This window comes from Actinacidiphila paucisporea, assembly GCF_900142575.1.
GTDB classification, from domain to species: Bacteria; Actinomycetota; Actinomycetes; order Streptomycetales; family Streptomycetaceae; genus Actinacidiphila; species Actinacidiphila paucisporea.
Genome location: NZ_FRBI01000026.1, coordinates 20,042 through 36,917, shown reverse-complemented (window position 1 = coordinate 36,917; position 16,876 = coordinate 20,042). Strand labels below are relative to the sequence as shown.

The 16,876-nt window shown below is 71.6% G+C and carries 16 protein-coding genes; 13 read left to right on the top strand and 3 right to left on the bottom strand.

Annotated features, from left to right (window positions below):
- Positions 1-4: 4 nt before the first annotated feature.
- The gene (locus BUE44_RS28740; RefSeq protein WP_073501937.1) at positions 5-1,291 is read left to right on the top strand and encodes a geranylgeranyl reductase family protein; all 1,287 of its coding nucleotides are present in this window, start codon (positions 5-7) and stop codon (positions 1,289-1,291) included.
- A 54-nt stretch (positions 1,292-1,345) separates the two neighbouring features.
- Here BUE44_RS28740 and BUE44_RS28735 read toward each other — a convergent pair whose 3' ends face one another.
- Together BUE44_RS28735 and BUE44_RS28730 are read right to left on the bottom strand one after the other, a co-directional pair.
- A complete protein-coding gene (locus BUE44_RS28735; protein ID WP_073501936.1) occupies positions 1,346-3,202 on the bottom strand; it encodes a serine/threonine-protein kinase in 1,857 nt (618 codons plus the stop codon).
- Positions 3,203-3,370: 168 nt separating this feature from the next.
- Entirely contained in the window at positions 3,371-3,808 is a 438-nt protein-coding gene (locus tag BUE44_RS28730; protein ID WP_073501935.1) for a VOC family protein, read from the bottom strand.
- Positions 3,809-3,950: 142 nt separating this feature from the next.
- On the opposite strand from BUE44_RS28730, the gene BUE44_RS28725 reads away from it, so the two are divergent.
- Positions 3,951-4,418: a pyridoxamine 5'-phosphate oxidase family protein gene (locus BUE44_RS28725; protein WP_073501934.1), complete on the top strand. Its 468-nt coding sequence runs from the start codon at positions 3,951-3,953 to the stop codon at positions 4,416-4,418.
- Between the two features lie 70 nt (positions 4,419-4,488).
- On the opposite strand, the gene BUE44_RS28720 is transcribed toward BUE44_RS28725, so the two are convergent.
- Positions 4,489-5,358 (bottom strand): C40 family peptidase, encoded by an 870-nt coding sequence (locus tag BUE44_RS28720; protein ID WP_079190168.1) that lies wholly within the window; start codon positions 5,356-5,358, stop codon positions 4,489-4,491.
- 567 nt (positions 5,359-5,925) lie between these two features.
- Here BUE44_RS28720 and BUE44_RS28715 point away from each other — a divergent pair.
- Genes BUE44_RS28715 through nuoK form a run of 11 tightly spaced genes read left to right on the top strand, consistent with a single transcriptional unit; the run spans position 5,926 to position 16,866 of the window.
- Positions 5,926-6,285: an NADH-quinone oxidoreductase subunit A gene (locus BUE44_RS28715; RefSeq protein ID WP_073501933.1), complete on the top strand. Its 360-nt coding sequence runs from the start codon at positions 5,926-5,928 to the stop codon at positions 6,283-6,285.
- 28 nt (positions 6,286-6,313) lie between these two features.
- The gene (locus BUE44_RS28710; protein ID WP_033177720.1) at positions 6,314-6,868 is read left to right on the top strand and encodes a NuoB/complex I 20 kDa subunit family protein; all 555 of its coding nucleotides are present in this window, start codon (positions 6,314-6,316) and stop codon (positions 6,866-6,868) included.
- On the top strand, positions 6,865-7,602 hold the full coding sequence (locus BUE44_RS28705; protein WP_073501932.1) for an NADH-quinone oxidoreductase subunit C: 738 nt from the start codon (positions 6,865-6,867) through the stop codon (positions 7,600-7,602). Before BUE44_RS28710 ends, BUE44_RS28705 begins: the two co-directional genes overlap by 4 nt.
- A complete protein-coding gene (locus tag BUE44_RS28700) occupies positions 7,599-8,936 on the top strand; it encodes an NADH-quinone oxidoreductase subunit D (RefSeq protein WP_073501931.1) in 1,338 nt (445 codons plus the stop codon). Before BUE44_RS28705 ends, BUE44_RS28700 begins: the two co-directional genes overlap by 4 nt.
- Complete coding sequence (nuoE, locus tag BUE44_RS28695; protein ID WP_073501930.1) at positions 8,933-9,790, top strand: NADH-quinone oxidoreductase subunit NuoE; 858 nt, start codon at positions 8,933-8,935, stop codon at positions 9,788-9,790. The genes BUE44_RS28700 and nuoE overlap by 4 nt, the downstream gene beginning before the upstream one ends.
- Complete coding sequence (gene nuoF, locus BUE44_RS28690; RefSeq protein ID WP_073501929.1) at positions 9,790-11,124, top strand: NADH-quinone oxidoreductase subunit NuoF; 1,335 nt, start codon at positions 9,790-9,792, stop codon at positions 11,122-11,124. The genes nuoE and nuoF overlap by 1 nt, the downstream gene beginning before the upstream one ends.
- Positions 11,121-13,613 (top strand): NADH-quinone oxidoreductase subunit G, encoded by a 2,493-nt coding sequence (locus BUE44_RS28685; protein WP_073501928.1) that lies wholly within the window; start codon positions 11,121-11,123, stop codon positions 13,611-13,613. The genes nuoF and BUE44_RS28685 overlap by 4 nt, the downstream gene beginning before the upstream one ends.
- A complete protein-coding gene (gene nuoH, locus BUE44_RS28680) occupies positions 13,610-14,998 on the top strand; it encodes an NADH-quinone oxidoreductase subunit NuoH (protein WP_073501927.1) in 1,389 nt (462 codons plus the stop codon). Before BUE44_RS28685 ends, nuoH begins: the two co-directional genes overlap by 4 nt.
- On the top strand, positions 14,991-15,683 hold the full coding sequence (nuoI, locus tag BUE44_RS28675) for an NADH-quinone oxidoreductase subunit NuoI (protein WP_073501926.1): 693 nt from the start codon (positions 14,991-14,993) through the stop codon (positions 15,681-15,683). Before nuoH ends, nuoI begins: the two co-directional genes overlap by 8 nt.
- Positions 15,680-16,570 carry an NADH-quinone oxidoreductase subunit J gene (locus tag BUE44_RS28670; protein WP_407640069.1) on the top strand — a complete coding sequence of 297 codons (891 nt, stop codon included), beginning with the start codon at positions 15,680-15,682 and terminating at the stop codon, positions 16,568-16,570. The genes nuoI and BUE44_RS28670 overlap by 4 nt, the downstream gene beginning before the upstream one ends.
- Positions 16,567-16,866, top strand: coding sequence for an NADH-quinone oxidoreductase subunit NuoK (nuoK, locus tag BUE44_RS28665; protein ID WP_033177728.1), 300 nt, complete (start codon positions 16,567-16,569; stop codon positions 16,864-16,866). The genes BUE44_RS28670 and nuoK overlap by 4 nt, the downstream gene beginning before the upstream one ends.
- The last annotated feature ends 10 nt before the right edge of the window (positions 16,867-16,876 follow it).

The window sequence follows — 16,876 nt, the reverse complement described above, 5'->3', positions numbered from 1 at the left end:
CACCGTGCCCGACACCGCCCTGTCCGAGCGCACCGCCGACGTGATCGTCGTCGGCGCCGGCCCCGCCGGTTCGACCACCGCGTACTACCTGGCGAAGGCGGGCCTCGACGTCCTGCTGCTGGAGAAGACCGCCTTCCCGCGCGAGAAGGTGTGCGGGGACGGCCTCACGCCCCGGGCGACCAAGCAGCTGGTGTCGATGGGCATCGACGTCTCCGAGGAGGCGGGCTGGCTCCGCAACAAGGGGCTGCGCATCATCAGCGGCGGCCTGCGGCTGGAGATGGACTGGCCGGAACTGGCCTCCTTCCCGGACTACGGACTGGTGCGCAAGCGCGAGGACTTCGACGACCTGCTCGCCCAGCAGGCGGTCAAGGCGGGCGCGCGGCTGTACGAGCGGTGCAATGTCGGCGCCCCGATCACCGACGAGCGCACCGGCCGTATCACCGGTGTGCACGCCAAGCTCGGCGAGGAGAAGACCCCGGTGGTCTTCAGCGCCCCGCTGGTCGTCGCCGCCGACGGCAACTCCACCCGGCTGTCACTGGCGATGGGCCTGCACCGGCGCGAGGACCGGCCGATGGGTGTCGCGGTGCGGACGTACTTCACCTCGCCGCGGCACGAGGACGACTACCTGGAGTCCTGGCTGGAGCTGTGGGACCGGCGTGGCGACCAGCCGCGCCAACTGCCCGGCTACGGATGGATCTTCGGCCTCGGCGACGGCACCTCCAACGTGGGCCTCGGCATCCTGAACTCCTCCGCCGCCTTCCGCGAGCTGGACTGGCGCGAGGTGCTCAAGGCGTGGGTCGCCGGCATGCCCGAGGACTGGGGCTACACCCCGGAGAACATGACGCAGCCGATCCGCGGCGCCGCCCTGCCGATGGCCTTCAACCGCCAGCCGCACTACACCCGCGGCCTGTTGCTGGTCGGCGACGCGGGCGGCCTGGTCAACCCCTTCAACGGTGAGGGCATCGCCTATGCGATGGAATCCGGCCAGCTCGCCGCCGACGTCATCACCCAGGCCCACGCCCGCGCCACCCCCGCGCAGCGCGAACTGGCCCTGCAGCGCTACCCGAAGGTCCTCAAGGACACCTACGGCGGCTACTACACCCTCGGCCGCGCCTTCGTGAAGCTGATCGGCAACCCCAAGGTCCTCCAGCTCTGCACGGAACGCGGCCTGACCCACCCGATGCTGATGCGCTTCGCTCTCAAGCTCCTCGCCAACCTCACCGACCCGACCGGCGGCGACGCGATGGACCGCGTCATCAACGGCCTGACGAAGATCACCCCCCGTGCCTGACCCGCGCCGTGGGCCTTCCGGACGGCCGCGCGCCGCGCGCGGCCGTCCCGGGGGTCACTCGCCGTCCGACGGCGGGATCGCGTTGCGCCAGACGGTGACGTCGATGACGGCGTACGTGCTGGCCTCGGTGCTCTTCGAGGCGTGCTGGAAGGTGATCAGGGCGACCGTGCTGTCGGTGGTGGCGCAGAACTGCGAACCGGTCGACAGGCGGGCCACCTCGATCTGCCGGGTGTAGCGGGTGTCCTTCAGGCAGGTGTCGAGGGAGCCCTCCTCGCCCGGGTCCAGCAGCACGAACTCGTTGGCGTCGGTGGAGAAGTGGCAGTCGGTGTACTGCGACTCGCAGTAGTAGTGCATGTCCTCGTCGAGGCCCTGGGTCGGCTTGAGTTCCGGATCGGCGAGCACCAGGTGGAAGCCGGCGGCCAGTTGGATGCCCGGGTGCGACTCGGGCGACGGCGGCGGCGCCGAGGAGGCCGGGGCACCGGTCGTCGTCGCGGAGGGCGCTTGCGACGGGTCGTCGACCGGGGCCGCCGTGGTCGTCGTGGTGACCGTCGGGCCGGCCTGGTCCTTGGCGTCCTTCTTGTCCTTGCCGGTCAGCGCGAGCGTGCCGCCGACCGCGCCGGCGATCACGATCAGGGCCGCGGCGGTGGCCAGCACGACCTTGCGCCTGGTCCTGGCGCGCGGCTGCGGCCCGGGCGGAGGCTGCGGCGCGGGGTGCGCGGCGGGGTAGGCCGTCTGCTGCGGGTATCCGTACGCCGGGTGCGGGACCTGCGGCTGCTGGAGGTACGGCGGCTGTACGGGCTGGACCTGCGGGTGCGCCGCGGGCTGCGTCGGCGGGTGCGCCGGCGCGTCGGGCTGCGCGGCCGCGGCGGGGGGCCGGGCCGGGGCCTGGGGCGCGGGACGCGTCGGCGGCTGGGCGGGCGGCGGCGCGACGTCCGGCCGGGTCACCGGCGGCGGCGGGGTCCGCGGGGCGGCGCCGGCGGGTGCGGTCGCGGGCGGCGAGCCCGGCGCCACGTGCCTGGCCGGGATCTCGGCTGCCAGCGCACCGGGCAGCCACTGCTCGGGCCTGCGCAGCTCGGTCTGCTGCGAGGCCGCCTGGCACATCCGTACGACCTCGGCCAACGTGGGCCGCTCGGCGGGCTCCTTGGCCAGGCACCGGCTCACCAGCGGCCGCAACTCGGCCGGGAGCGTGGCGAGATCGGGCTCCTCGTGCACGATGCGGTAGAGCACCGCGTGCGAGGGGCCGTCGCCGTACGCGGGCGAGCCGAGCGCCGCGTAGGCGGCGACCTGGCCGAGGGCGAAGACGTCGGTGGCCGGGGTGATCTCCCGGCCCGCGGCCTGCTCGGGCGACATGAAGGCGGGCGTCCCGATGGTGACGCCGCTGCCGGTCAGCGCGGTGGCGTCGGCGGCGCGCGCGATGCCGAAGTCGATGACGCGGGGGCCGTCGGAGGCCAGCAGCACGTTCGACGGCTTGAGGTCGCGGTGCACGAGCGCCGCACCGTGCACGGCCTCCAGGGCCTCGGCGATCCCGGCGACCAGCAGCAGCACGGTGGGCACGGGCAGCGGCCCGTGGGCGCCGACGGCCGAGGACAGCGTCGGGCCCGGCACGAAGGCGGTGGCCAGCCAGGGCCGCGCGCCGTCCGCGTCGCTGTCGATGACCGGCGCGGTGTAGAGGCCCTGCACGCGCTGCGCGGCCTGCACCTCCTGCTTGAAGCGCCGCCGGAATTCCGGGTCCTCGGCGAATTCCGGCCGGATCACCTTGATGGCGACCGGCCGCCCGGCCGGGGTGTGGGAGAGGTAGACCTTGCCCATCCCGCCGGCCCCGAGCTTCGCGGCCAGGCGGTACGTACCCACCGACGCCGGATCGTCCGCCCCGAGTGGCGAGAAGACCTCGCCCGACTCCGCCCCGCTCATCACTGACCGCCTCGTCCCCGTCGTTCCCCTGTGGCGGCATGGAGACTACCGGCCACCGGGGATTCCCGTGCCCTGTAGCCCAGTTGTGCCTCAACGGGCATGCGGCGGTGATGCCGGGCGCCGGCGCGGCGCACCCCTGCGGGCGGCCGGTTCCGCACCGGGGCCGTCTCAGGCCGCCGGGGCCGCGGCCACGCAGAATTCGTTGCCCTCGGGGTCGGCCATCACCACGTGGTGGCCTTCGAAGCGTGCGAGGACCAGGGCGCCGGCCAGGACCAGGCGGTGCGCCTCCGCCTCGATGCGCTGCCAGCGCTCGGCCGCCGTGCCGTGTCCGGGGACGCGGATGTCCAGGTGCAGGCGGTTCTTGGCGGTCTTGGGCTCGGGGACCCGCAGGATTCCCAGCCGCGGCCCGGCCCCGTCCGGGTCGCACAGCCAGGCCCCGTCCTCCACCCGGTCGTCCTCGGGGAGGTCGAAGGAGGCGTGCCACTCCTCCCGCGTCGCGAAGGGCGCGGGCGGCGGCTCGTCCACGTAACCCAGCGCCGTCTTCCAGAAGGCGGCGAGCGTCGGGGCGTGGACGGCGTCGAGAGTGAGGTCGATCCGGGCAGCCATACCGGCACGGTAGTACGCCGCTGCCGAGGGCGGACGAGTGGCCCGCGGCCCCCCGGCCGGCGTAGGACCCGAGCCCGCGACCCGGGTCCTACGACTCGCGGCCGATGCGGGCGCCCTGCGCGCGCGGCTAGCGTGCGCCGGCATGACGGACAACGATCAGCCCGCGGGCCCCCGCAGCCGCGTGGAGCGCAAGCGCAACGCCCTGCGGTTGCTGGAGAACGAACCGGACCTGTGGGCGGCCACCGCCGACGCGGCGGGTGTGCCGACGCTGATGCCGCTGACGTATCTGTGGGACGGCGGGGCGGTGTGGCTGTCCACCCGGCCGACCAATCCGACGGGCGCGAACCTGGCCGCCTCCGGCGCGGTGCGGCTGTGCCTGGGCACGACGCGGGACGTCGTGCACATCGAGGGCACCGCCACCGCCTTCACCGCCGACGCGCTGCCGGACGGCGTCGGCGACGCCTTCGCGGCGAAGGGCGGCTGGGATCCGCGCAAGGACCCGGACCGGTACGACTTCTACCGGGTCGCCCTCGACCAGTTGCGCGCCTGGGGCACCGTCCCCGAGTTGAAGGGCCGGCTGCTGATGAAGGACGGCCGCTGGCTGGTGTGAACGCGCCCGCCGCGCGTCCCCGGTCCGGCAGGACCGGACCGGGGACGCGGGGACGCGGGAGGGCGGCGGGTCAGAGGACCCGGACCGCCCAGTCGGGCTCGGAGTAGCTCATCGGCTTGATGCCGACCGGCGAGGAGGGGTTCGCCGCGTCGAGGTACTGGCCGTCGCCGATGTAGACGCCCACGTGGTAGGCGCTGCCCTCGCCGCCCCAGAAGACCAGGTCGCCGGCCTGGAGGCTGCCGAGGCCGACCGGGGTGCCCGCGGTCGACTGCTCCTGCGAGGTGCGCGGGAGGTCGACGCCGACCGTGGCGTACGCGACCTGGGTCAGGCCCGAGCAGTCATACGAGTCGGGGCCGGTGGCGCCGTAGACGTACGGCTTGCCGATCTGCGCCTTGAGGAAGGCGATCAGCCTGTCGACCTTCGTGCCCGAGGGCGCGGCGGCCGGCGAGGACGTGGTGGAGGCCGACACCGGGATCACCGTGAGCGCGGTGCGCTTCGCGGAGCGCGAGGCGGCTATCGCGCTCGCGGTGGCCCGCGCCTTGGCGGCCTTGGCGGCGACGGCTGCCCGGTGCTTGGCCGCGGCGGCAGTCGCCGCCTGGGCCTTCCCGGCCGCCTCGTCCGCGGCCTGCTGCCGTGCGGCGGCCAGCGACATCTCGATCGCGTCCTGCGCGATCGCGTCGGCTGCCTGCTCGCCCGTGACACGGGTCGCCAGCGAGGTGCTGAGGGTGCGGGCGGAGACCTGCTCGCCGTCCCGCGCCTTGGGGGAGTGGTTGTCGGCTATGGCCGGAGCCGCCGCACCACCGAGTGCGACTGCGCTGACGACACCGCCGACGATTCCGGCCCGGCGCGTCCAGTTGGGACGGGACGGTGCGGCATGCCGCCGGCGGTCGGTATGGGTATGCGAGGCGGACTCGGGGGTCCGAGGGCTGTTGTGAGGCATGCGTCTCTGGCTATCAGGAATGAAAGGTTCCGTTCAACAAAGGTGGGATGCGCCACAGTTGACGTGTTCACGGCTCAAATGCCCGGTTCGTGATCTTGTCGATCGGCCGGTTTGATGCGTTTTCACATATGCGGTCACGTATGTGCTCGTGCACGCATTCACGCGGGTGATTCCTCGACTCCGAGGGGCCGTTGGGGAACCGGCGGGGCGCTACCACGAGGCCGCGTCCATCGCCAATTTGCCCGTCGCCGCCGCCGCTTGATAATGAGCGCACGTCTCTGACCAGGGAGAATTAACATGGATGTCACGTGAAGTGATTGTTTGCGGATGATCTACCCCATGATCACCGCTCATCCGACTTCATGATCATTGGCCAGGTGGTGGAGATCACAAAGGTCGGCCCGCACCCCGTGTCGCAGATCACAGACCGGGAGGCATAGGATGCAGGCGACTTGGGCTTGTGAACTGCCTCACATGGAGCGATCCGGTCGCGGAAGGTGAGGCGTACGCACCGCAAGTCACGGTCCGTACATGTCAGTCACTGCCGACTGGAAGGAGCGGGGGACGGTGAACGCCTACGCGCCCATTTTCGTCCTGGGGGGCATCGCGGCCGGCTTCGCGATCTTCTCCGTTTTCATGGCCTCGATCATCGGGCCGAAACGGTACAACCGGGCCAAGTTGGAAGCGTACGAGTGCGGCATCGAGCCGACACCGCAGCCGGTCGGCGGCGGACGCTTCCCGATCAAGTACTACCTGACGGCGATGCTGTTCATCGTCTTCGACATCGAGATCGTCTTCCTCTACCCCTGGGCCGTCACCTTCGACCGCCTGGGGATGTTCGGGCTCGTGGAGATGCTCCTCTTCGTGCTCACCGTCTTCGTCGCCTACGCGTACGTATGGCGGCGCGGCGGCCTGGAATGGGACTAGGGAACCGAGGGGACCAGGGAGCCTACGCATGGGTATCGAAGAGAAACTGCCGAGCGGATTCCTGCTGACGACGGTGGAGACCGCGGCGGGCTGGGTACGTAAGGCGTCGGTCTTCCCGGCCACCTTCGGCCTCGCCTGCTGCGCCATCGAGATGATGACCACCGGCGCCGGTCGCTACGACATGGCCCGCTTCGGCATGGAGGTCTTCCGCGGCTCACCGCGGCAGGCCGACCTGATGATCGTCGCGGGCCGGGTGAGCCAGAAGATGGCGCCGGTGCTGCGGCAGGTCTACGACCAGATGCCGAATCCGAAGTGGGTCATCTCGATGGGCGTCTGCGCATCGAGCGGCGGGATGTTCAACAACTACGCCATCGTGCAGGGCGTCGACCACATCGTGCCGGTCGACATCTACCTGCCCGGCTGCCCGCCGCGGCCCGAGATGCTGCTCGACGCGATCCTCAAGCTGCACGAGAAGATCCAGGGCGGCAAGCTCGGCGTGAACCGCGAGGAGGCCGCCCGCGAGGCGGAGGAAGCGGCCCGCAAGGCGCTCCCCACGATCGAGATGAAGGGGCTCCTGCGATGAGCGAGTCCAGCAGCGGAGCCGGCCCGGCGAACGGCAACGTCCCGGCGCCCCGCGACCAGGCACCCGGCGAGGTCATCGGCGTCCGCAAGGGCATGTTCGGCGCGAACAACGGCGGCGACACCTCCGGTTACGGCGGCCTGGTGCGCACCGTACGGCTGCCCGGCGCCAGTTCACGGCCCTACGGCGGCAAGGACGGGGTCTTCGACGAGATCGCCGACGAGCTGGAGGGCGCCCTCGACGAGCAGGGCCTGCCGCCGGCCGACGCGATCGAGAAGACCGTCGTGGACCGCGGCGAGCTGACGTTCCACATCGCCCGCGAGCACCTGGTGCGGGTCGCCCGCACGCTGCGCGACGACCCGGCGCTGCGCTTCGAGCTGTGCACCGGCGTCAGTGGTGTGCACTACCCGGGCGACCAGGGCCGCGAGCTGCACGCCGTCTACCACCTGCGCTCGCTCACCCACGGCCGGCTGATCCGCCTCGAAGTGGGCGTCTCCGACGCCGACCCGCACCTCCCGTCGCTGGTGAGCGTCTATCCCACCAACGACTGGCACGAGCGCGAGACGTACGACTTCTTCGGCATCGTCTTCGACGGCCACCCGGCGCTCACCCGGATCATGATGCCGGACGACTGGCCCGGCCACCCGCAGCGCAAGGACTACCCGCTCGGCGGCATCCCCGTCGAGTACAAGGGTGCCCAGATCCCGGCTCCCGACCAGCGGAGGTCGTACTCATGACGAACGGATACGCGTCCCCGCAGCCCGCGGAGGAGCGCGAGACCACCGAGGGCCGGGTCTTCACCGTCACCGGCGGCGACTGGGACGAGCTGGCCGAGACCGTCGGCAAGTCCGACGACGAGCGGATCATCGTCAACATGGGTCCCCAGCACCCGTCCACCCACGGGGTGCTGCGGCTGATCCTGGAGATCGACGGCGAGACGGTCACCGAGGCGCGGTCGGGTATCGGCTACCTGCACACCGGTATCGAGAAGAACATGGAGTACCGCACCTGGGTGCAGGGCTCCACCTTCGTGACGCGGATGGACTACCTGACACCGCTGTTCAACGAGACCGCGTACTGCATGGCCGTCGAGAAGCTGCTCGGCATCACCGACCAGGTGCCGGACCGGGCGACCGTCATCCGGGTGCTGCTGATGGAGCTCAACCGGATCTCCTCGCACCTGGTGTGCATCGCCACCGGCGGCATGGAGCTGGGCGCCACCACGATCATGATCTACGGCTTCCGGGACCGCGAGATGATCCTGGACATCCTGGAGCTGATCACCGGCCTGCGGATGAACCACGCGTACGTCCGCGTCGGCGGCCTCGCCCAGGACCTGCCGCCCGGGGCGATCGACCAGGTGCGGGAGTTCGTGAAGACCTTCCGCAAGAACCTGCCGGAATACGACAAGCTCGCCACCGGCAACCCCATCTTCAAGGGCCGCATGCAGGACGTCGGCTACCTGGACCTGACCGGCTGCATGGCGCTCGGCGCCACCGGTCCGATCCTGCGGGCCGCCGGCCTGCCGCACGACCTGCGCAAGTCCGACCCCTACTGCGGCTACGAGACCTACGACTTCGACGTCCCGACCGCCGACACCTGCGACTCCTACGGGCGCTTCCTGGTCCGGCTCGCCGAGATGCACGAGAGCCTGCGGATCGTCGAGCAGTGCCTGGACCGGCTCGCGCCGGGCGCGGTCATGGTCGAGGACAAGAAGATCGCCTGGCCCGCGCAGCTCGCGCTGGGCCCGGACGGCATGGGCAACAGCCTGGACCACATCAAGAAGATCATGGGCACCTCGATGGAGGCCCTGATCCACCACTTCAAGCTGGTCACCGAGGGCTTCCGGGTACCGCCGGGCCAGGCCTACTCGGCCGTGGAGTCCGCGAAGGGCGAACTGGGCGTGCACGCCGTCAGCGACGGCGGGACCCGGCCCTACCGGGTGCACTTCCGCGACCCGTCGTTCACCAATCTGCAGTCCATGGCGGCGATGTGCGAGGGCGGCCAGGTCGCCGACGTCATCGTCGCGGTGGCGTCCATCGACCCCGTGATGGGAGGCGTCGACCGATGACCGACGTGTCACTGGGCATCCCGCAGATGCCCGCCCCCGACTACCCGGCCGACGTGCGCGCCCGGCTGGAGAGCGACGCCAGGGAGGTGATCGCCCGCTACCCCGGATCGCGCAGCGCCCTGCTGCCGCTGCTGCACCTGGTGCAGTCCGAGGAGGGCCACGTCACCCGCACCGGCATCCGCTTCTGCGCCGAGATGCTCGACCTGACCACGGCCGAGGTCACCGCGGTGTCGACCTTCTACACCATGTACCGCCGCAAGCCGAGCGGCGACTACCAGGTCGGGGTCTGCACCAACACGCTGTGCGCGGTGATGGGCGGCGACGCCATCTTCGACGAGCTCAAGCAGCACCTCGGCGTCGGCAACGACGAGACGACCGGCGACGGCAAGGTCACCCTCGAACACATCGAGTGCAACGCGGCCTGCGACTTCGCCCCGGTGGTGATGGTCAACTGGGAGTTCTTCGACAACCAGACCCCCGAGTCGGCCAAGGCCCTGGTCGACGACCTGATCGCCGGCCGCGAGGTGCGCCCCACCCGGGGTGCCCCGCTGTGCACGTACAAGGAGACCGCCCGCATCCTGGCCGGCTTCCCCGACACCCGCGAGGGCGCGGTCGAGGCGAGCGGCGGCGCGGGCCCCGCGTCGCTGGCCGGCCTGCGGCTGCACCGCGGCGAGGCGCAGGGCCGGGTGGTCGGGCAGCGCGCCGAGTCCCCCGGCGACGGTGCCACGTACGGCACGCCGTCGCCCGCCGAGCACGCCAGCTCGCACGACGCGCCCCGGCAGACGGCCGAGTCCGACCCGGCCCACCCGGCGGACCCGGTCGCGGACAACGCCGCAGAGGAGGAAGGCGAGTGATGACCGTCGAACCGGCCGAGAAGCTGCTCGCGCCCGTACTGTCCGCCTTCTGGGACGACCCCCGGTCATGGACGCTGGAGACCTACCGCAGGCACGACGGCTACCAGGCGCTGGCCAAGGCCTTCGCGATGGCGCCCGACGACGTGATCGCCTACGTCAAGGACTCGGGCCTGCGCGGCCGCGGCGGCGCCGGCTTCCCCACCGGCATGAAGTGGCAGTTCATCCCCCAGGGCGACGGCAAGCCGCACTACCTGGTGGTCAACGCGGACGAGTCCGAGCCCGGGACCTGCAAGGACATCCCGCTGCTCTTCGCCAACCCGCACTCCCTCATCGAGGGCATGATCATCGCGTGCTACGCGATCCGTTCGCACCACGCCTTCATCTACCTCCGCGGTGAGACCGTCCCGGTGCTGCGCCGGCTGCACGAGGCCGTCCGCGAGGCCTACGCGGCCGGCTACCTCGGCTCCGACATCCAGGGCAGCGGCTTCGACCTGGAGCTGACCGTGCACGCCGGCGCCGGTGCCTACATCTGCGGGGAGGAGACCGCGCTGCTGGACTCCCTGGAGGGGCGCCGCGGCCAGCCGCGGCTGCGCCCGCCCTTCCCCGCCGTCGAGGGGCTCTACGCCTGCCCCACTGTGGTGAACAACGTCGAGTCCATCGCGTCGGTTCCCGCGATCATCCAGCGCGGCAAGGACTGGTTCAAGTCGATGGGCAGCGAGAAGTCCCCGGGCTTCACGCTCTACTCGCTGTCCGGCCACGTCGCCCGCCCCGGGCAGTACGAGGCCCCGCTCGGCATCACCCTGCGCCAGCTGCTCGACATGGGCGGCGGGATGCGCCCCGGCCACCGGCTGAAGTTCTGGACCCCCGGCGGCTCGTCCACCCCGATGTTCACCGACGAGCACCTCGACGTGCCGCTGGACTACGAGGGCGTCGGCGCCGCGGGCTCCATGCTCGGCACCAAGGCGCTCCAGTGCTTCGACGAGACCACCTGCGTGGTGCGCGCGGTCACCCGCTGGACCGAGTTCTACGCCCACGAGTCGTGCGGCAAGTGCACGCCGTGCCGCGAGGGCACCTACTGGCTGGTCCAGCTGCTCCGGGACATCGAAGGGGGCGGCGGGCACATCTCGGACCTGGACAAGCTGAACGACATCGCCGACAACATCAACGGCAAGTCCTTCTGCGCGCTCGGTGACGGCGCGGCCGCGCCGATCTTCTCCTCGCTCAAGTACTTCCGCGAGGAGTACGAGGAGCACATCGAGGGCAAGGGCTGCCCCTTCGACCCGGCCCGCTCCACCGCCTGGGCCGACAAGTACCGTACGGAGGCCCACGCGTGACCGTCACCACAAGCAGTGCGTCCTCCGGCGCGGGGCAGCCCGCGGTGCCGCCGCAGGACCTGGTCTCCGTCACCGTGGACGGCATCGCCGTCTCGGTGCCCAAGGGCACCCTGGTGATCAGGGCCGCGGAAATGGTCGGCATCGAGATCCCGCGGTTCTGCGACCACCCGCTGCTCGACCCGGTCGGCGCCTGCCGGCAGTGCATCGTGGAGATCGAGGGCCAGCGCAAGCCGGTCGCCTCCTGCACCATCACCTGCACCGACGGCATGGTCATCAGCACCCAGCTGTCCTCGCCGGTCGCCGCGAAGGCGCAGCGTGGGGTGATGGAGCTGCTGCTCATCAACCACCCGCTGGACTGCCCGGTCTGCGACAAGGGCGGCGAGTGCCCGCTGCAGAACCAGGCGATGCAGGTCGGCGACCCCGACTCGCGCTTCGAGGGCAAGAAGCGCACCTTCGCCAAGCCCGTGCCGATCTCGGCCCAGGTGCTGCTGGACCGCGAGCGGTGCGTGCTGTGCGCGCGCTGCACCCGCTTCAGCAACCAGGTGGCCGGCGACCCGATGATCGAGCTGCTGGAACGCGGCGCGCTCCAGCAGGTCGGCACCGGCGAGGGCGACCCCTTCGAGTCGTACTTCTCCGGCAACACCATCCAGATCTGCCCGGTCGGCGCGCTGACCTCGGCCGCGTACCGCTTCCGCTCCCGGCCCTTCGACCTGGTGTCGTCGCCGTCGGTGTGCGAGCACTGCGCGGGCGGCTGCGCCACCCGTACCGACCACCGGCGCGGCAAGGTCATGCGGCGGCTCGCCCTGAACGACCCCGAGGTCAACGAGGAATGGCTGTGCGACAAGGGCCGCTTCGGCTTCCGCTACGCCCAGCGGCCCGAGCGGCTGACCCACCCGCTGGTCCGCGGCGCGGACGGTGAACTGGCCGCGGCCTCCTGGCCCGAGGCGCTCGCCGCCGCCGCTGCCGGACTGACCGCGGCGCACGGCAGGACCGCGGTGCTGCCCGGCGGGCGGCTCACCGTCGAGGACGCCTACGCCTACGCCAAGTTCGCCCGGGTCGTGCTCGGCACGAACGACGTGGACTTCCGGGCCCGCGCGCACTCCGCCGAGGAGGCCGACTTCCTGGCCGCCGCGGTCGCCGGGCGCGGACTGGACCTGGACGCCACCGGGATCACCAACGCGACCCTGGAAGCCGCGCCCGCGGTGCTGCTCGCCGGGCTCGAAGCCGAGGAGGAGGCCCCCGGGGTCTTCCTGCGGCTCCGCAAGGCGCACCGCAAGCGCCGCCAGCAGGCGTACGCGCTCGCCACCCACGCCACCCGCGGCCTGGACAAGGCCGGCGGCATCTTGCTGCCCGCCGCGCCCGGCACCGAGCCGGGGTGGCTGGACGCGCTCGCCGGCGGGGCCGGCGGGAGCGTCGGCCTGGACGAGGCGGGACGCCAGGCCGCGGCCGCGCTGCGTACCGAAGGCGCCGTCATCCTGGTCGGCGAGCGGCTCGCCGCCGTCCCCGGCGGGCTCACCGCGGCGATCCGGCTGGCCGCCGCCACCGGCGCCGCCCTGGCGTGGATCCCGCGCCGGGCGGGCGAGCGGGGCGCGGTCGAGGCCGGCGCGCTGCCCGGGCTGCTGCCCGGCGGACGCCCGGTCACCGACCCGCGGGCCCGCGACGAGGTGTCCCGGGTGTGGGGACTTCCCACACTGCCCGGCCGCTTCGGGCGGGACACCGCCGAGATCCTGGAGGCGGCCGCGTCCGGCGAGCTGGGCGCGCTGCTCGTCGGCGGCGTCGAGATCGCCGACCTGCCCGACCCGGCCGCCGCCCGCGCGGCACTGGACGCGGTCGGCTTCGTCGTCAGCCTGGAGCAGCGGCCCAGCGAGGTCACCGACCGCGCCGACGTGGTGCTGCCGGTCGCCGCGGTCGCCGAGAAGGCCGGCACCTTCCTCAACTGGGAGGGCAGGGTGCGGATGTTCGAGGCCGCGATCAAGCCGGACCAGGCCACCAGCAGGCACCAGCTGCCCGACGCCCGGGTGCTGACCATGCTGGCGGACGCGCTGGACGTGAAGCTGGGCCTGGCGGACGTACGGTCCGCGCGCGCCGAGCTGGACCTGCTGTCGGGGTGGTCGGGTTCCTACGCGCCCGCGCCGCTGGAGTCCTCCGTGCCGCTGCCCAGGCCCGAGTCGGGCCAGGCGGTGCTCGCCGGGCACCGGCTGCTGCTGGACCAGGGCCGGCTGCAGGACGGCGACGACGCGCTGGCCGCCACCCGCCACGCGGCGGTGGCCCGGCTGTCCGCGGCCACCGCGGCCGAGGTGGGCGCGCGGGACGGCGCCCCGCTGACCGTCACCGGACCCGCGGGCACCACCACCCTGCCGCTGGCCGTCACCCCGATGCCCGACCGCGTGGTCTGGCTCCCGCTCAACTCGACGGGTTCCGGCGTCGCCTCCGACGTGGGCGCCCGCCCCGGGCAGGTCGTCGCGATCTCCGCGGAGGTGTCCTCATGAGCGCACAGCTCGCCGGAGCGAGCCAGCTGGCCGCCACCACCGAGAACCTGTCGTTCTTCGGCAGCGACGTCTGGTGGCTGATCCTCCTCAAGGCCGTCTTCTGCTTCGCCTTCGCGATGCTGACCGTGCTGTTCTCCATCGTGTGGGAGCGCAAGGTCGTCGCGTGGATGCAGCTGCGCATCGGCCCCAACCGGCACGGCCCCTGGGGCATGCTCCAGTCGCTCGCCGACGGTGTGAAGCTGATGCTCAAGGAGGACATCACCGTCAAGCGGGCCGACAAGGTGGTGTTCGTCCTCGCCCCTGTGGTGGCGGCGATCCCCGCCTTCATGGCCTTCGCGGTGGTGCCCTTCGGGCCGGCCGACAACGAGGTGTCCATCTTCGGGCAGCGCACCGCGCTGCAGCTCACCGACCTGCCGATCGGCATCCTCTACATCCTGGCGACCGCCTCGGTCGGCATCTACGGCATCGTGCTGGCCGGCTGGTCGTCCGGCTCGACGTACCCGCTGCTCGGCGGCCTGCGCGCGTCGGCCCAGATGATCTCCTACGAGATCGCGATGGGCCTGTCCTTCGCGGCGGTCTTCCTCTACTCCGGGTCGATGTCGACCTCGACCATCGTCGGCGCCCAGCACGACCGCTGGTACGTGATCCTGCTGCCGGTGTCGTTCCTGGTCTACATCTGCACGATGATCGGCGAGACCAACCGCGCCCCCTTCGACATGCCCGAGTCCGAGGGCGACCTGGTCGGCGGCTTCAACACCGAGTACAGCTCGATCAAGTTCGCGCTGTTCATGCTCGCCGAGTACGTCAACATGGTGACGGTCTCCGCGGTCGCCACCACCCTCTTCCTCGGCGGCTGGCGGGCCCCCTGGCCGGTCAGCACCTTCTGGGAGGGCGCGAACCACGGCTGGTGGCCGATGGTCTGGTTCATCGTCAAGGTCCAGCTGCTGCTGTTCTTCTTCATCTGGCTGCGCGGCACCCTGCCCCGGGTGCGCTACGACCAGCTGATGAAGCTCGGCTGGAAGGTGCTCATCCCGATCTCGATGGTGTGGCTGATGCTGGTCGCCGCGGTCCGCGCGATGCGCAACGAGAACTACGACTTCACCAAGATCGTGCTGTACATCGCCGGCGCGGTGCTGGTGCTGCTGCTGATCTCGCTGCTCGCCGACCTCTTCAGGGACCGCGAGGACAAGAAGACGCCCGGCGAGGGCGAACCGCTCACCCCACCGGACCAGTTCGACCCGATGGCCGGCGGCTACCCCGTACCGCCGCTGCCGGGGCAGCAGGTCCAGCGGGTGCCGCGCCGCCCCAGCCGGGCGCAGCCCCAACTCGTCGGCGCATCCGGCCAGGACGCCCCGGAGCAGGAGAAGGAGGACGGCGATGCCTGAGTTCCTCGGCCCGGTCGCAGGCTTCGGCGTGACCTTCAAGGCCATGTTCAAGAAGCGGCTCACCGAGCAGTACCCCGAGTACAAGAAGCCCACAGCCCCGCGTTTCCACGGCCGCCACCAGCTCAACCGGCACCCCGACGGCCTGGAGAAGTGCATCGGCTGCGAGCTGTGCGCCTGGGCGTGCCCGGCGGACGCGATCTACGTGGAGGGCGCGGACAACACCGACGAGGAGCGCTACTCCCCGGGTGAGCGCTACGGCCGCGTCTACCAGATCAACTACGCCCGCTGCATCCTGTGCGGGCTGTGCATCGAGGCGTGCCCGACCCGCGCGCTGACCATGACCAACGAGTACGAACTCGCCGACCGGACCCGCGAGTCGCTGATCTTCACCAAGGAGCAGCTGCTGGCCGGCCTGGAGGAGGGCATGGTCGAGTCGCCGCACTCGATCTTCCCCGGCATGGACGAGGGCGACTACTACCGCGGCCTGGTCACCGAGGCCGCGCCCGGCACCGAACGGCAGGTCGCCGTCTCCAAGGGCGAACAGTCCGATTCCGTACGGCCTCCGGCCGGGGCGGGCGAGACGGTCTCCCCGGACGCCGCCGGGAACGCCGACGGGAACACGGCCGACGCCGGGGTCACCGCCCCCGGCGGTACGACTCCGGCGGGAACGGGGGCGGAGGCATGATGCCGCTCGCGGCCGCCGCCGCCTCGCAGACCTCCACCGGTGAGGCCGTGCAGTTCTGGATCCTGGGCACGGTCGCCGTGCTCGGCGCCCTGGGCACGGTCCTGATGAAGAAGTCCATCCACAGCGCCCTGTCGCTGGCCGGCACGATGATCGTCCTGGCGGTCTTCTACCTGGCGCAGGGCGCGTACTTCCTGGGCGTCGTCCAGATCGTCGTCTACACCGGCGCGATCATGATGCTGTTCCTCTTCGTGGTCATGCTGGTCGGCATCACCGCGGCGGACTCCCTGAAGGAGACGCTCAAGGGCCAGCGGGTGATGGCCGCGGTGTGCGGGCTGGGCTTCGGCATCCTGCTGATCGCCGGTATCTCCAACGCCTCGCTGCACACCTTCACCGGTCTCGGCCAGGCCAACACCGTGGACGGCGGCAACGTCCAGGGCCTGGCGCACCTGCTGTTCACCAAATACGTCTGGGCCTTCGAGATCACCGGCGCCCTGCTGATCACCGCGGCCGTCGGCGCGATGGTGCTCACCCACCGGGAGCGCACCGAGGAGCGCCGCACCCAGCGCGAGCTGTCCGAGGCCAGGGTGCGCGAGGGCCGCCAGGTCACCCCGCTGCCCGCGCCGGGCACCTACGCCCGGCACAACGCGGTGGACATCCCGGCGCTGCTGCCCGACGGCACGATCTCCGAGCTGTCGGTCAGCTCCACGCTGCGCGACCGCGGCCAGATCCGCGACGTGTCGGGCGACGCCATGCGGCGGCTGGCCGACCTGGAGCAGAGCTCCGAGCGCTGGCTCGGACGCGAGGGCGAGCGCCCCGCGGCCGAGCGGTCCGAGCGGGCCGGCCTCGCCGGGCGCGACAACGACCGGGCCGAGGAGGGTGCCAAGTGAATCCGGCCAACTACCTGTACCTGTCGGCGCTGCTGTTCACCATCGGCGCCGCGGGTGTGCTGATCCGGCGCAACGCGATCGTCGTCTTCATGTGCGTCGAGCTGATGCTGAACGCCTGCAACCTGGCGTTCGTCACCTTCTCGCGGCTGCACGGCAACCTCGACGGGCAGGTCATCGCCTTCTTCACGATGGTCGTGGCCGCCGCCGAGGTCGTGGTCGGGCTCGCGATCATCGTGTCGATCTTCCGTTCCCGCCACTCGGCCTCGGTCGACGACGCCAATCTCATGAAGCTGTAGAGGGGCTGCG

Coding starts and splice junctions, on each gene's coding strand:
- BUE44_RS28720 (WP_079190168.1), bottom strand. CDS start 5,358: ATGCCTCACAACAGCCCTCGGACCCCCGAGTCCGCCTCGCATACCCAT.
- nuoH (WP_073501927.1), top strand. CDS start 13,610: ATGAGCGCACAGCTCGCCGGAGCGAGCCAGCTGGCCGCCACCACCGAG.
- BUE44_RS28700 (WP_073501931.1), top strand. CDS start 7,599: ATGACGAACGGATACGCGTCCCCGCAGCCCGCGGAGGAGCGCGAGACC.
- BUE44_RS28710 (WP_033177720.1), top strand. CDS start 6,314: ATGGGTATCGAAGAGAAACTGCCGAGCGGATTCCTGCTGACGACGGTG.
- nuoE (WP_073501930.1), top strand. CDS start 8,933: ATGACCGACGTGTCACTGGGCATCCCGCAGATGCCCGCCCCCGACTAC.
- BUE44_RS28670 (WP_407640069.1), top strand. CDS start 15,680: ATGATGCCGCTCGCGGCCGCCGCCGCCTCGCAGACCTCCACCGGTGAG.
- BUE44_RS28705 (WP_073501932.1), top strand. CDS start 6,865: ATGAGCGAGTCCAGCAGCGGAGCCGGCCCGGCGAACGGCAACGTCCCG.
- nuoI (WP_073501926.1), top strand. CDS start 14,991: ATGCCTGAGTTCCTCGGCCCGGTCGCAGGCTTCGGCGTGACCTTCAAG.
- BUE44_RS28730 (WP_073501935.1), bottom strand. CDS start 3,808: ATGGCTGCCCGGATCGACCTCACTCTCGACGCCGTCCACGCCCCGACG.
- BUE44_RS28735 (WP_073501936.1), bottom strand. CDS start 3,202: ATGAGCGGGGCGGAGTCGGGCGAGGTCTTCTCGCCACTCGGGGCGGAC.
- BUE44_RS28725 (WP_073501934.1), top strand. CDS start 3,951: ATGACGGACAACGATCAGCCCGCGGGCCCCCGCAGCCGCGTGGAGCGC.
- nuoF (WP_073501929.1), top strand. CDS start 9,790: ATGACCGTCGAACCGGCCGAGAAGCTGCTCGCGCCCGTACTGTCCGCC.